Origin of the sequence: Stenotrophomonas acidaminiphila (genome assembly GCF_001431595.1) — a bacterium.
GTDB lineage: Bacteria > Pseudomonadota > Gammaproteobacteria > Xanthomonadales > Xanthomonadaceae > Stenotrophomonas > Stenotrophomonas acidaminiphila.
Map to the genome: position 1 here is coordinate 1 of NZ_LDJO01000009.1, position 14232 is coordinate 14232.

Consider the following 14232-nt stretch of genomic DNA (forward strand, 5'->3'; position numbering starts at 1 on the left):
GTGCTCATCCGTGTACTGCTTGCTGTTGCCCATAAACACCTCGGTCATTGCCATCAATTATGGCGTCCGAGTGTCTACGAAAGGCTGGCCGGTCCACGGCACCAAGATCAGGCCCACCTCGTGCGGGCCTTTTCTTTGGCCTCTGGCGGGAAGCAATGGCAGGCAAGCCTTCCTGCCCATCGGACTAATTGGTCCCTCTGGCATCCTTCAGGCTTGCGAAGAGTCGGGGGAGGTAGATGCCGATATCCTGATCTGAATTACAGGGCACCTGCGGATTCCGTGCTCTCAATGAAAACTACCTCACCGCATCGGGCTCAGTGCGTCGCTCCGGGATTGCCAATATGAGCAGTTGGATAAGCAGGTGTGCTTGTTCCTGCATGTGCTGCCCCGGTGTATGAGGCGTAGAGCATTGGCTGGATGATGGAAGTGTTGTCTTGGGTGAGTGAGCATCCGGGGTCAAGTCAGCATTACACAGATGGGCAGTAGGCGGATCCATCCTGTCCTACCTGTTTGTATTAAACGCATCCGTAATATGGGGGGCAGTTGGCCTTGATGCCCTTTCCTGCACAAGTTACGATCGGAAAGCTGGCCGGCTACCAGTGGTTGGATTTTCAATTTGGTCATATCGCACCGCAATGAGCTGCTTCATGGCGGCGGCTCCCCTGAGGGCGGATCATGTTTTCGCCACAGGGAATGTGCGGCCTGATTGCTTGCCAGTGATGCAGTTGATGATTCATGCTGAGCCAGCTTCCCTGCTGCATGTGGCCTGAGCGGAGGGGCATGATTGATTGCATGCATATCAAAGGCGCACCGGCGGAGGCCCAGTGCTCGAAACGAGATGGGGGGGTAATCGTGGCGGGTGGCATGACATTCGATTATTTCGAGAGTTGTTTTCGTGAGCTCTTGCCTAGTGTTGAGCGATACAAGATGCGTCCTCTATCCAACGATCTTGTGGTTTCATTCGGCGCCCAATCCGACTATTTTTCTGCCATTCGATCCGCTTCAGGCGTAAACATCGCAATCGAAACAGGATGGGTATTCGATAAGCAGGACAATGAAAAAGATGCGGTTAGTCACTGCTATCTTAGGTTTCAGCTCGCGGAGCGCTGCTTGGATGATCGGTTGAAGTTTTTCTTGGATGATCTTTCAATGGGAAAGGATTGCGAACAAAAAAGGGGTCAGAGTAAATTTCCGATTGATCCCTGATCGCCCCGCGACGCACAAGGCCCTCATCGCGGGCCTTGTTGTTTGTGGCGAAGTTGTTGATTACGACTGACCGACGTCCCGCCGCTTTCAGTAGCGGGACGATTTAGAGCCCGGGGTTAATGGCAGTGGATGCCAGTCGCTTCGCGTAGGTGGATGGTGTCAGCCCGCCGAGTGCCTTCTTCGGCCGCTCCTCGTTGTATTCCCGGCGCCAAGTTTCGATGAAGGTCCCGGCGTGCAACAGATGGATGAACCAGTGTTCGTTGAGGCACTCGCCGCGCAGGCGGCCATTGAAGGATTCGACGTAGACGTTCTGGTTCGGCTTTCCGGGTTGGATCAGGCGCAGTTGCACGCCGCGCTCGTACGCCCAGATGACCAGGGCCTTGCTGCAGAACTCCTTGCGTTTTCGGTGCGGATCACTGCGGAAGGCCGCGGACCAGTGCCAGACGGTCGAGCACGCGCGTCACGCCCAGTCCAGAAATTGCACGCTCTACCTCAATCGCCACCGCCTCATGAGTGGCGTCGTCGACGATCGTCAGGCACTTGATGACGCGGCCTTCGGCGGTACGGTCGAACACGAAATCCATCGACCACACCTGGTTCGCGGCCGTAGGCCGCATCAGCGGCTGGCGCTCGCCCGGCAGTACTTTCTTGCGCTTGCGTCGTCGCACTTGCAGCTTCGCCTCCTGGTACAGCCGTTCTACACGCTTGTAGTTCACGAGCAGGCCTGCTTGCCTGAGCTTGAGGTGGATCATCCCGACGCCATAGTGCTTGTGCCGCTGCGCCAGCGCCAGGATCCTTTCGCGAAGTTCGATATTGTGATCGGGGCGCGGGGCATAGCGCAGTGCGCTGGCGCTCATGCGCACCACCGCCGCTCGCTCAGGCCCCGCCCCACCAGGTGCCGCACCCGTTCACTCCGAGCCGGTGCGGTCGCCACTTTTTTCGCAGGGCGTCCCTGATCACATCGTTCTCGAACACCTGCTCGGCCAGTAGCCTCTTCAACGGCGGGTTTTCGGCCTCCAGCTCCTTGAGCCGGCGGGCGTCCGGCACGCTCATGCCGCCGAATTTGCTACGCCACAGGCAGTACGAGGCCTCGCTGAAGCCGTGCCGCCGGCACAGCTCCTTGGCCGACAAGCCGGCTTCGGCCTCACGCAGGAAGCTGATGACCTGTTCTTCGGAAAAGCGCTTCTTCACGTCCAATCTCCTTGTCGTTGGGGATTGGAGCCCAGATGGTCCTGCTACTAAAAAGTGGGGGGACGTCGTCAGTGGAATTGAAGGGTCAGCTGGAAATAGCGTCCCAGCGGATCGTCCAGCCCGGCGGACAGGCCGCCGTTGCCGGGCAGGTAGTTCACCGGCTGGGTGTCGAACAGGTTGAGGACGTCCAGCGCCGCGGTCATGCGCGCGCCGATGCGGCGGTCCAGGTGCAGGTTCCAGCGCAGTTGCGCCGGATTGCTGCACTGGTCGTTGCCGCGCTGCGCCGCGGGGCAGTTGCCGGCGGCCGGCCAGGCGCGGGTGCTGCCGGCATAGCGCGCATGCAGCGAACTGCCCCAGCGCGCGCCCTGCCAGTGCAGCGAGGCATTGGCCGCCGTGCCCGGCGTGGCGTGGCCGCGCAGGTCGATCCAGCGGCCGCCGGCGTGCTCGCGGCGGCGCAGCGTCTGCTGGTGGAGCGCGTCGAGCGACAGCCGCCACTGGCCAGCGGCGGAGGTGCGCAGGTAGTCGCCGTGCAGCACCCAGTTGCGCGACACGGTGCGCCCGATGTTGTCGAAATACAGGCGCAGCGACTGCAACCGGCCGCGTTCGTCGAGCAGCCAGGTATCCGCGTTCCAGCCGGCATCGGCCGGGCGCAGGGCCAGGATCTCGTTGCGCAGTTCTACACGGTTGTGGGTGAGCGACAGGCTGAGTCCGGGCGTTGGGCTCCAGATGGCGCCCAGGCTCTGGTTGCGCGAGGTTTCGGCCCGCACGCCGGTGTTCTCCACCACCTGTACGTCCACCAGGCAGGCGTTGCCAGCGGGGTGCGCGCAGGCCGGCAGCGCGGGCGACCACGCTATGGCTTCGGCGCCAAAGTAGCCCGGCGGGCGCCGCCGTTCGAACAGGCTCGGCGCGCGATAGCCGCGGCCGCCCGAGAGCAGCAGCGACCAGGCCGGCGAGGGATTCCAGCGCAGGCCGGCGCGGGGTGAAAACGAAAGTTCACCGGCATCGTGGTCCAGGCGGCCGGCCAGGTCCAGGCGCAGCGGTTCGGCCAGCGGCAGGCCGATTTCGACATAGCCGGCGTTGCTTTGGGTGGAAAGTCTGCGCCGGTCGGTGGGCAGGCCCAGTGCCAGTTCGCCGTCCTCGAGCAGCCGGTCCGGGCGCGAGGTCCAGGTTTCGTGCCGCAGGTCGATGCCGGTGGCCAGTTGCGCGGTACCGCCTGCAAGCGTACCCAGGGCGTGGCGCACGCCCCACCACGCCAGCCATTGGTCGGTGCGGCCGCGGTTGCGGCTGCGCGGGAACAACTGCTCGCTCAGGGACGGATCCAGTGGCGTGAATCCCGGGATGTAGCCGTTGGCCACGGCATCGAACAGCCGCGCGCTACGCACCGCGCCCTCGGTCGACAGCGTGGTTTCGCTGCGTTGCCGGCCCAGTCCGGCTTCCCAGCCGCCGTCGCCGCGATCGCGGCCGATGCCGGCTGCAAGGTCCAGTTCGAGGCTGTGGATCGTCGGGCGCACGCTGCCGCCTTCCTCGAATACATGGTTGATCAGGCTGCCGTCGGCCAGGCGCAGGGCCGCCGCCGTCGGCCCCAGTTCGTAGCGCTGGCGGGCAAGGCTGGCGCGCAGTTCTGCATGGGCGTGCAGGCCGTTGCCCGCGTCGTGCCGCCAATGGCCGTAGGCGGCGGCGGTGGATGAGGCGGGCTGCAGCGAACGCGGGCGCGAGCTGTCGTACCAGCAGCCGCTGTCCTCGCGCATGCCGGACGGGCACAGGTAGGCCGGCAGGTAGTACCCGTCGCGGGTCAGCAGGCCGATCGGATAGCGTTGCCGTTCCCGGTGCCAGTCGCGGCGGTCGCCGGCGACGTGGTCGGTCCGTTGCAGGTCGATGCCGAGGAACCAGTCGTCGCCCGCACCGCCGTTGCCGGTGGCGGCCTGCACCCGGTACTGGGCGCCATCGCCCTGGTTGCTGGTGCCGGTCTGCAGCATGGCTTCGGGGCCATCGGCGTGGTCGCGCAGCACGATGTTGACCACGCCGGCCATGGCATCGGCGCCGTAGATGGCCGAGGCGCCGCCGCGGACCAGTTCGATGCGTTCGACGAAACTCAGCGGCAGCGCGCCCAGGTCGGTGAGGGCGCCCTGCTGCAGCGACACCATGGGGTAGCGCGGCAGGCGCCGGCCGTTGACCAGGAACAACGTGGCGCGCGGGCCCATCCCGTCCAGGCTGGTGGCCGCCGCGGCGCCGCCGGGCAGGTAGGGCGAATCGCCGTCGCGCGCCGCATCCAGCGGCGGCCGCCCGTTCATGCCGGGCAGGTGGCGCAGCAGGTCGAACAGCGAGCCGTAGCCGCTGCGGCGTATGTCCTCGCGTTCGATCACGTCCACCTGCATCGTGGCCTGCAGCGACGTGCGCGGCAGGCGGCTGCCGGTGACATGCAGTGGCGCGAATTCGACGTCCGGTGCCGTCACCGCGGGTGCGGCCGCGGCCGCAGGCGCAGCGGTGGGTCCGGGGGCTGGGCGGGGCGGTGCCTGCTGGCGCCGTACGGTGAATATTCCCCCGGGCGAGCGCGCCAGCCTGACCGGCAGCCCCTGCAGCAGCCGTTCCAGTGCGGCCGCGGGCGGCAGCGTGCCGTTGACGCCGGCGCTGTCCAGCCCGGCCAGTTCGCGGGCGTCGAACAACAACGGGGTGTCGCCCTGCCGCGACCATTCGCGCAGGGCCTGTACCAGCGGGCCGCGCGCGACCTGGTAGTCCACCGCCTTGCCAGCCGACGCGGCCATGGCCGGCGACGCGACCAGCAGTGCCAGGCACAGCAGGGGCGGGCGCAGGCGGTCGATCAGCATGCCCATCGCGGTGCTCAGCGCACGCCGCGCAGCTCGAGCGTACCGTCGGCGCGCGCGCGCGCGGTGACCGACCAGCCCAGTTCCAGTGCGGACAGCAATGCAGCCTGGTCGCCGGCGGCGAACGTGCCGCTCACGGCCAGCGGCGCCAGCGCCGGATCGGCGATGGCCAGCGGTGTGGCGGTGTAGCGGTTCATCCTGGCGATCACCACCGGCAACGGCGTTGCGTCGAACAGCAGCCGCCCCTGTGGCCAGGCCTCGGCCTGCAGCTGCGGAAGCGGGCTGGCCGGCTCGATGCGGCCCGACGGCAGCACCTGCAGTTGTTGACCCGGCCGCAGGGCGGCGTGCATGCGCTGCGTGCCGCGGCTGTCGATTTCCAGGGCGCCGTCGAGCAGCGCGATGTCGATCCGCCCGTCATCCAGCAGTTCGACCTGGAAGGTGGTGCCGATATCGCGCAGCACGCTGTTGCCCGCCTGCACCCGCATGGCCCGCGACGACGGCGCCACCTGCAGTTGCATCCGGCCCTGCTGCAGTTCGATGCCGCGCCTGCGCCAGCCGAACCGCGCGGTCAGGGTGGTGCGGGCGTCGAGTACCACGACGCTGCCGTCCTCGAGCAGCTGGCGTTGGGGCGCGAAGCCGCTGTTGACGTAGGTATGCGGGGTAGGGTTGCCATCGGTGGCCAGTACCCAGCCGGTTCCGACCGCCAGGCACAGCGCCGCGGCCGCGGCCACCCCGAACAGGGGCCGCCGGTAGAGGGGCCGCCGGACCACGTGGCGGGCGCCGGCGCGCAGCCAGGGATCATCGCGCAGCGTCGCGGTTGACGCGTGCAGCCGTTCGGCCTCGGCCCAGGCGCGCACCCGCGCCGGATCGGCGGCCAGCCATTCCTCGAAAGCCGCCCGTTCGGTGCGGGTGCAGTCGGCGGCGTCCAGCCGTGCCACCCAGGCCGCAGCGCGGGCGAACAGCGCGTCGCGGGGCGGCGTATCGCGCCCGGTCATTCATCCCCGCCCATGCCGAACGCGTCGGCCCCCAGCTCCCGGCGCAACCCCTGCAGGGCGCGCGCGACGTGCTTTTCCACGGTCTTGGCGGTGATGCCGCGGTGGCGGGCGATCTGGCTGTAGCTCATGCCGGTGATGCGGTTGAGCAGGTAGACCTCGCGGCAGCGCTCGGGCAGTTTCAGCAGCGCCTGGCGCAGGGCGTTGAGCATCTGTCCCGATTCGGCCTGGCGCAGCGGTCCGGGCGTGGAGAACGGCGCTTCGCTCGGCAGGTCCTGTTCGGCCAGCGGCAGGTGCGGTGCGGCGTGCGGTGAGCGGCCGCGGTCGGCCAGGCGATTGCGTGCGATCCGGTACAGCAGCAGTTTCAGTTCCGCGTGCGGATGCTCGCGGTAGCGGATCAGCCGCTCCATGCAGTCCTGCACGATGTCCTCGGCGTCCTCCTCGCTGGTGCCGCGCGCGCGCAGGAAGGCACGCAGCGGCTCGCGCTGCGTGCGCAGGAACAGCGTGAAGCCATCGCCGAAGGGGGCGGGCGCGACGCCGTCGACCGGGGCACGGGAAGCAGACAGTCGGGGTATCCGTAAGCCAAGTGTGCCGAAGAGTGTACGCAGCACGGCGCCGGCGGGAAGCATCCGGCGGAATACCGGGCACATTGGTGAACGCGTTCAGGATAAATGGACGGCGGGACTGGGGGTGATCGGCGCTGCTGCGCGTTCTGCTGTGGTCCCGCAGGCGCGGGATGAGCGGGATGCCGCTGCAACCATGGAGAGAGAAGTGCGAATGAAACGATCGGTATTGAGTATGGCGCTGTCCGGACTGCTGGCCACGGCCGCTTTCGGCGTGGCCGGGGACGCGAACGCGATGGCGGTCCATGTCAACGGTGACCGCATCTTCCTGAGCGGTGATGTCACCCTGGCCGACATCATGGCGCTGCCGGCGATGCTGGCCAAGGCCGAGGCCGAAGGGCGGCCGTTCCGCGAGGTGGTGCTGCGCACGTCCAACGGCGGCGCGCTGATCAGCGGCGAATGGCTGCAGGCGGTGATCCGTACCGCCGGCCTGAACACCATCGTGTCCGGCCGCTGCATCTCCTCCTGCTCGATCATGCAGTCCGGTGGCGTCGAGCGTTACATGGCCGGTGACCTGCCGACCGAGGTCGACTCGGTGCAGATCCACGCCGCCAGCTCCGGCGGCCGCGTGACCTACGGGCCGTCGCCGCGCATGTTCGGCATCTACGCCGGCAACTACGGCGGCGGCATGGACGAGGAGCTGCTGTACAAGGCGCTGTTCCAGGTGACCCAGCCCAACGGCCTGCTGGTGTTCGCCGACCCGGCGCGCATCAACGGTGACTCGGTCAGCTTCGATCCGGACGGCACCGGCCGCGCGAAGGAGACCTTCCCCGGCCAGGACATGTTCAACAACAACATCATGACCTCGGCCGACTACAACAACCCGGGCGACACCCTGCGGGTGACGTCCAACGTGACCGGCGACATCAATCCAGGCTACCTGCGTACCGGCAGGCTGCTGCAGGCACTGGTGGACGACGACTTCGCGCGCTGGACCGACGCCGACTACGGCACCACCTACATCAACCTGGCCGTCACCCTCTACAACCTGGCGCAGGACGGCCCCAACGGCATCGGCCAGTTCTCGCTCCAGGACTATCTGAGCGACCCGGGGATCCAGGCACTGCTGCGCTCGAAGCTGCGCCTGGACCAGCTCGACAGCTCGGCCCTGGCCGACTCGGCAGGCGTGATCAGCATCGGCAACGGTGCGGTATGGCGGACCGCGGCCACCACCGGCGCGGACCTGATGCGCGTGGACAACGGCGCCATCGTGCTGGAAGGCGGCGCCCTGCGCACCACCGAACTGCGCGTGCAGCGTGACGGTGCGCTGGTCGGGCATGGCGACATCGGCTCGGCGACCATCGACTCCAATGCCATGCTCGGCATCACCGGCCCGTCGTGGCGCGAGGACGGCTTCAGCCGCGTGGTCATCAACGGCCTGCTGATGCCGCGCGGCGGCGACCTCACCACCCACGGCTACGTCAACATCCAGCCGGGCTCGCTGGTGGCCTTCGACGTGACCGAGGCCGGCGGCGCGGCGGCCGGCCGCCTGCGCGTGGGCGGGTTCTTCGACGACGGCATGAACGACGGTGCGCTGGTCGTGGCGCCGGGCGCGCAGCTGGCACTGAACGTGGCAGAGGGCTTCTATGGCGCCGACTACACCCGCGAGCTGATCGACGGGCCGATCTACATGGCTGGCGCCTACAAGGGCTTCCAGCAGGTCGCGCGCCTGGGCGATGACGCCTACAGCGCCAGCATCGTCGACGGCGAGGTGTTCCGCCCGCGCCACAACTCGCTGCTCAGCTTCAACGTGCACCAGAGCGCCGACGGGCTGTGGCTGACCGCCAACACCGGCTTCGAGCAGACCGGGCTGTTCGCCAACACGCAGTCCGGCGATGGCCTGGGCCGCGCGCTGGCGGCGGCCGCCAACAGCGGTCGCGCCGGCATGAAGCCGCTGCTGGGCGCGCTGCAGTTCTCCGACCGCGACGTGATCCGGCAGCAGGCCGGTGCGCTGCGCGGCGACGCGCACGCCACCCTGCAGCTGGCCGACGCCGCGCTGGTCGACAGCATCGGCAGCGTCATCCAGCACCACCAGTTCGACATGCGCAGCAACGGTGGCGATGCCGATGGCCTGGCCGCGCGTGCGGCGCAGGCGGCGTCGGCGCAGCCGGGCACGGGCAACAGCAGCCTGTTCAGCCAGCTGGCCATGCACCTGGTCGAGCCGGCCGCCAATGGCGAAGGCGAGGGCGGCATGCAGGGCGGCGACAGCCGTCGTGGCGTCGGCATCTGGGGTCGTGGCTTCAGTACCCAGGGCCGGATCAAGGCGCAGGGCGATGTTGCCGGGATGAAGCAGAACATCGGTGGCATCGTGATCGGCGCCGACACCCGCGTGGCCGACGACAAGGTGGCGCTGGGCGTGAGCGTGGCCGCGGCCGACATGTCGGCCAAGGGCCGCGACGGCTCTGATTTCCACGGCGACGTCCGTGCCCTGGACATCGGCGGCTACCTGGATGCGGCCTATGCCAAGGGTTACGTGGCCGCGTCGGTGCGCTACACCGACCTGAGCCACGACACCCGCCGCGGCATTGCCGGCATCGAGGGCCTGGACGCCCCGCTGCGCGCCAAGTACGACAGCGACGCGCTGTCGGCACGCCTGGAGCACGGCCTGTTGTTCACCACCGCCGGTGGCACCGTGGTGCAGCCGCTGCTGCCGGTGGTCGACTACACCCGCCTGTCCAACGCCCGCTTCAACGAAGGCCAGGCCGTCGGCGCGCTGACCGGTCGCAGCGGCAGCCTGGAGAGCGTGCGCGTCGGCGCCGGCCTGCAGCTGTTCAAGAGCTTCCACGGCAGCAACGGCGAGCGCATCACCCCGCACGCGCGGGTGCTGTGGCAGCAGGAGCTGGGCGATTCGCAGGCCCGCTTCACCTCGGCCTTCGCCGCGGCGCCGGACCTGACCTTCGGCGCGGCCAGCCAGGACGTGGGCGAGCAGCTGCTGTCGTGGAACCTGGGCGTCAGCAGTCGTGCCAGCGAGCGCCTGTCGGTGATGTTCGACTACGTCGGTGAACGCCGCGACGGCCAGACCGTGAACGGGGTCATGCTGGGCGTGGGTTACCGCTTCTGATGCACCAAGTCCTCCCGGTGGCCGGCGCCGGCCGCCGGGAGGCGACATGAACGCGCGCCTTGTGTGCGGGTGCGACAACATGTCGCATGTTGAATCGGGCTCCAGCTGCGCTGGATCATTGTCAATGCCTTTCTAAAGTGATGGGCGAAGCCTAGAATTGCCGCGCTGAATCCGGCAGTCCCGTATACGTTTTCCCCGGCGGTTCATCACCGGGTGGTCGTTTCGCGCAAGCGTGCAAGGGAGTGCCGGACCAGGCCCCCCCTCGCAATTGGATCGACCGATGATTCCGTTGAAATCACTTGGACGCAGCCTGCGTCCGGGCATGCTGCTTGTCCTGTCCGCGCTGTTGGCGGGCTGCGACGCGGCCATCCTCAACCCCAAAGGCCAGATCGGCCAGGACGAGAAGACCCTGCTGATCACCGCCACGGTGCTGATGCTGCTGGTCGTCGTCCCCGTGATCGTGATGACCCTGGCGTTCGCGTGGAAGTACCGCGCCTCCAACACCAAGGCCCGCTACGAGCCCAAGTGGTCGCATTCCACCGCCATCGAAGTGGTGGTGTGGTCGATCCCCTGCATGATCGTGCTGGTGCTGGCGGTGCTGACCTGGCGTTCCTCGCACGCGCTGGACCCGTACCGGCCGATCGAATCCGAGCGCGCCCCGGTGGTGGTCGAGGCGATCTCGATGGACTGGAAGTGGCTGTTCGTCTACCCGGAAGAGAAGGTGGCCGTGGTCAACGAGCTGACCTTCCCGGTCGATGCGCCGCTGAACCTGAAGATCACCTCCGACACGGTGATGAGCGCGTTCTTCATCCCGAGCCTGGGCAGCATGGTCTACTCGATGGCGGGCATGCAGACCAAGCTGCACCTGATCGCCAACGAGGCCGGCGCGTTCGAGGGCATGGCCTCGCACTACAGCGGTTCGGGCTTCAACAAGATGCATTTCACCGCGCACGCGGTGAGCGACGAGCAGTACCGCGCCTGGCTGGACAAGGTCCGCGCCAGCGACAGGCTGCTGGACAAGGCCGCGTTCACCGAACTGGGCGCCGAGAAGAACCATGACTGGTATCCGGTGACCTATTACGGCCGCACCGAAGCCGGTCTGTTCGACTGGATCCTGGCCCGCCACATGGGCGAGAACCACCACTTCGGCATGAAGAAGCACGACCACGCGGCCGCGCCGCAGGATGCCGCCGTGCACGCGGGCCATGACGGCCACGACGCGGGCGACAGCCGGCCGGACGCTGCCGATGACGCCGGACACAACGCTGACGAGCACGCCGCCCACGCCGGGCACGGCGCCTCGGGAGAATGACAATGCTGGGCAAACTGACTATCGAAGCGGTCCCGTACCACGAGCCGATCATCATGATCACGCTCGGCGCGGCCGGGCTGATCGGCCTGCTGGTGCTGGGCCTGATCACCCGCGCCAGGCTGTGGGGCTACCTGTGGAACGAGTGGTTCACCTCGGTGGACCACAAGAAGATCGGCGCGATGTACCTGATCGTCGCCTTCATCATGATGCTGCGCGGCTTCGCCGACGCGATCATGATGCGCCTGCAGCAGGCCGTCGCCGCCGGTGGCGCCGAGGGCTACCTGCCACCGCATCACTACGACCAGATCTTCACCGCCCACGGCGTGATCATGATCTTCTTCGTGGCGATGCCGCTGATCACCGGCCTGATGAACCTGGTCGTGCCGCTGCAGATCGGCGCGCGCGACGTCGCCTTCCCGTTCCTGAACTCGCTCAGCTTCTGGCTGTTCGTGGCCGGCGCGGGCCTGGTGATGATTTCGCTGGGCGTGGGTGAATTCGCGCAGACCGGCTGGCTGGCGTTCCCGCCCCTGTCGGGCAAGGAATACAGTCCCGGCGTAGGCGTGGATTACTACATCTGGGGCCTGCAGGTCTCCGGCCTGGGTACCACGCTGAGCGGCATCAACTTCTTCATCACCATCCTCAAGATGCGCACCCCGGGCATGAAGCTGATGCACATGCCGGTGTTCAGCTGGACCGCGCTGGTGACCAACGTGCTGATCATCGCCGCGTTCCCGGTGCTGACCGTCACCCTGGTGCTGCTGACCCTGGACCGCTACCTGGGCATGCACTTCTTCACCAATGACGGCGGCGGCAACGCCATGCTGTACATCAACCTGATCTGGATCTGGGGCCACCCGGAGGTCTACATCCTGGTGCTGCCGGCGTTCGGTGTGTTCTCCGAGGTCATCGCCACCTTCTCGCGCAAGACCCTGTTCGGCTACAAGGGCATGGTGTACGCCACGGCCTGCATCGGCGTGCTGTCGTTCATCGTGTGGCTGCACCACTTCTTCACCATGGGTTCGGGTGCCAACGTCAATGCCTTCTTCGGCATCACGACGATGATCATCTCGATCCCGACCGGCGTGAAGATCTTCAACTGGCTGTTCACGATGTACCGCGGCCGCGTGCACTTCACCTCGCCGGTGCTGTGGACCATCGGCTTCATGGTCACCTTCGTCATCGGCGGCATGACCGGCGTGATGCTGGCGATCCCGGCCATCGACTTCGTGCTGCACAACTCGCTGTTCCTGATCGCCCACTTCCACAACGTGATCATCGGCGGCGTGGTGTTCGGCATGTTCGCCGGCATCACCTACTGGTTCCCGAAGATGTTCGGCTTCAAGCTGGACGAGACCTGGGGCAAGCGCGCGTTCTGGTGCTGGTTCATCGGCTTCTACGTGGCCTTCATGCCGCTGTACGTGCTGGGCTTCATGGGCGTCACCCGCCGCCTGCAGAGCTATCCGAACGCCGACTACCAGCCGTACTTCGTGGTCGCGATGATCGGTGCCTTCATCATCGGCGCCGGCATCCTGTGCCAGGTGATCCAGATCATCGTGTCCATCCGCGACCGCAAGAAGAACGTGGACCTGACCGGCGACCCGTGGGATGCGCGCACGCTGGAGTGGGAAACCGCTTCGCCGGTGCAGTTCTACAACTTCGCCGTCCTGCCCAAGGGCGAGGAACTGGACGATTTCTGGGAGCGCAAGCAGCGTGGCGAAGCCTGGCCGAAGCCGGCCCGCTACAGCGACATCCACATGCCGCGCAACACCGGTACCGGCGTGGTGATCGGCGCCTTCAGCCTGGTGTTCGGCTTCGCGATGATCTGGCACATCTGGTGGCTGGCCATCGTCGGCCTGGTCGGCATGATCGGCACCTTCATCTACCGCACGTTCGACAATGACGTGGATTACTGGGTGCCGGCCGCCGAAGTGGAACGCATCGAAAACGAACATCGCCGCCACCTGGAAGCGCAGGGGCTGGTGAAGACCGAGGTGAAGGCATGAGCACGACCGCCCACACGCTGAACCATGGCCACGCCGCGCACGCGGCGGACCATGGCCACGACCACGAGCACCACCACGACACCGGCGAGAAGACCATCTTCGGTTTCTGGGTGTACCTGATGAGCGACCTGCTCATCTTCGCCTCGCTGTTCGTCACCTACGTTGTGCTGGCCGGCGGTACCAACGGCGGCCCGGGCGCCAAGGAGCTGTTCGACCTCAAGTTCGTGGCCGGCGAGACCGCGCTGCTGCTGATCTCGTCGCTGACCTTCGGCCTGGGCATGATCGCCATGCACCAGAAGAAGGTCGGCCTGATGTTCACCTGGCTGGTCATCACCTGGCTGCTGGGCGCCGGCTTCATGGCCATGGAGATCTGGGAGTTCAACCACCTGGTGCACCAGGGCTACGGCCCGGACCACAGCGCCTTCCTGTCGGCGTTCTTCGCCCTGGTCGGTACCCACGGCCTGCACGTCAGCGCCGGCCTGCTGTGGCTGCTGGTGATGTTCATCCAGCTCAAGCGCAACGGCCTGACCCAGACCAACAAGACCCGCATGGCGTGCCTGAGCCTGTTCTGGCACTTCCTGGACCTGGTCTGGATCGGCGTGTTCTCTGTCGTCTACCTGTCGGGAGCCCTCTGATGTCCGCACATGACAACCACGCCCACGGTGCCGGCGGCGAGAGCCACGGCAGCGTCAAGTCCTACCTGATCGGCTTCGTGCTGGCGGCCATCCTGACCATCATCCCGTTCTGGGTGGTGATGAGCGGTGGCCTGTCCTCGACCTTCGCCACGGCGATGGTGATCCTGGTCTCCGGCCTGCTGCAGCTGCTGGTCCACCTGGTGTTCTTCCTGCACCTGGACCGCTCCTCGGCCGCGCGCTGGAACGTCAATGCCGGCCTGTTCACCGTGGTGGTGATCGGCATCATCGTCGCCGGCACGCTGTGGGTCATGTGGAACATGAACTACCACATGATGCACTGACGCCGTACGACGCCGCGATCGAAAGCCAGGCCGCCCCCCGGGGCGG

At 66.8% G+C, this 14232-nt stretch carries 10 protein-coding genes and 1 pseudogene; 7 read left to right on the top strand and 4 right to left on the bottom strand.

Annotated elements, in window-relative coordinates:
* Positions 1–256, top strand: a 256-nt coding sequence (locus tag ABB33_RS18910; protein ID WP_211260856.1) for a hypothetical protein, incomplete at its 5' end; no start/stop codon positions are given.
* Between the two features lie 536 nt (positions 257–792).
* Entirely contained in the window at positions 793–1206 is a 414-nt protein-coding gene (locus ABB33_RS18405) for a hypothetical protein (RefSeq protein ID WP_152984930.1), read from the top strand.
* Positions 1207–1309: 103 nt separating this feature from the next.
* Here the strand turns inward: ABB33_RS18405 and ABB33_RS18410 are convergent.
* From ABB33_RS18410 to ABB33_RS02260, 4 genes and pseudogenes are all read right to left on the bottom strand, one after another.
* Positions 1310–2397 (bottom strand): annotated as a pseudogene (locus ABB33_RS18410) (IS3 family transposase).
* Positions 2398–2465: 68 nt separating this feature from the next.
* The gene (locus tag ABB33_RS02250) at positions 2466–5228 is read right to left on the bottom strand and encodes a TonB-dependent receptor (RefSeq protein WP_056930997.1); all 2763 of its coding nucleotides are present in this window, start codon (positions 5226–5228) and stop codon (positions 2466–2468) included.
* Between the two features lie 8 nt (positions 5229–5236).
* Positions 5237–6214: a FecR family protein gene (locus ABB33_RS02255; protein ID WP_056930998.1), complete on the bottom strand. Its 978-nt coding sequence runs from the start codon at positions 6212–6214 to the stop codon at positions 5237–5239.
* The gene (locus ABB33_RS02260) at positions 6211–6708 is read right to left on the bottom strand and encodes an RNA polymerase sigma factor (RefSeq protein ID WP_254574219.1); all 498 of its coding nucleotides are present in this window, start codon (positions 6706–6708) and stop codon (positions 6211–6213) included. The genes ABB33_RS02255 and ABB33_RS02260 overlap by 4 nt, the downstream gene beginning before the upstream one ends.
* A gap of 280 nt (positions 6709–6988) precedes the next feature.
* On the opposite strand from ABB33_RS02260, the gene ABB33_RS02265 reads away from it, so the two are divergent.
* From ABB33_RS02265 to cyoD, 5 genes are all read left to right on the top strand, one after another.
* Positions 6989–9895: an autotransporter outer membrane beta-barrel domain-containing protein gene (locus tag ABB33_RS02265; RefSeq protein WP_056930999.1), complete on the top strand. Its 2907-nt coding sequence runs from the start codon at positions 6989–6991 to the stop codon at positions 9893–9895.
* Positions 9896–10175: 280 nt separating this feature from the next.
* Positions 10176–11207: a ubiquinol oxidase subunit II gene (gene cyoA / locus ABB33_RS02270; protein WP_056931000.1), complete on the top strand. Its 1032-nt coding sequence runs from the start codon at positions 10176–10178 to the stop codon at positions 11205–11207.
* Positions 11208–11209: 2 nt separating this feature from the next.
* Positions 11210–13210 (top strand): cytochrome o ubiquinol oxidase subunit I, encoded by a 2001-nt coding sequence (gene cyoB / locus ABB33_RS02275; RefSeq protein ID WP_054664216.1) that lies wholly within the window; start codon positions 11210–11212, stop codon positions 13208–13210.
* Positions 13207–13845: a cytochrome o ubiquinol oxidase subunit III gene (gene cyoC / locus ABB33_RS02280; protein ID WP_054664219.1), complete on the top strand. Its 639-nt coding sequence runs from the start codon at positions 13207–13209 to the stop codon at positions 13843–13845. Before cyoB ends, cyoC begins: the two co-directional genes overlap by 4 nt.
* The gene (gene cyoD, locus ABB33_RS02285; RefSeq protein WP_054664221.1) at positions 13845–14186 is read left to right on the top strand and encodes a cytochrome o ubiquinol oxidase subunit IV; all 342 of its coding nucleotides are present in this window, start codon (positions 13845–13847) and stop codon (positions 14184–14186) included. The genes cyoC and cyoD overlap by 1 nt, the downstream gene beginning before the upstream one ends.
* Positions 14187–14232: the final 46 nt, after the last annotated feature.

Bases quoted from the DNA above. Each gene is read 5' to 3' on its own strand.
- ABB33_RS02265 (WP_056930999.1), top strand. From the start codon at position 6,989: ATGAAACGATCGGTATTGAGTATGGCGCTGTCCGGACTGCTGGCCACG.
- ABB33_RS02255 (WP_056930998.1), bottom strand. From the start codon at position 6,214: ATGACCGGGCGCGATACGCCGCCCCGCGACGCGCTGTTCGCCCGCGCT.
- ABB33_RS02250 (WP_056930997.1), bottom strand. From the start codon at position 5,228: ATGGGCATGCTGATCGACCGCCTGCGCCCGCCCCTGCTGTGCCTGGCA.
- cyoA (WP_056931000.1), top strand. From the start codon at position 10,176: ATGATTCCGTTGAAATCACTTGGACGCAGCCTGCGTCCGGGCATGCTG.
- cyoC (WP_054664219.1), top strand. From the start codon at position 13,207: ATGAGCACGACCGCCCACACGCTGAACCATGGCCACGCCGCGCACGCG.
- ABB33_RS18405 (WP_152984930.1), top strand. From the start codon at position 793: ATGCATATCAAAGGCGCACCGGCGGAGGCCCAGTGCTCGAAACGAGAT.
- cyoB (WP_054664216.1), top strand. From the start codon at position 11,210: ATGCTGGGCAAACTGACTATCGAAGCGGTCCCGTACCACGAGCCGATC.
- cyoD (WP_054664221.1), top strand. From the start codon at position 13,845: ATGTCCGCACATGACAACCACGCCCACGGTGCCGGCGGCGAGAGCCAC.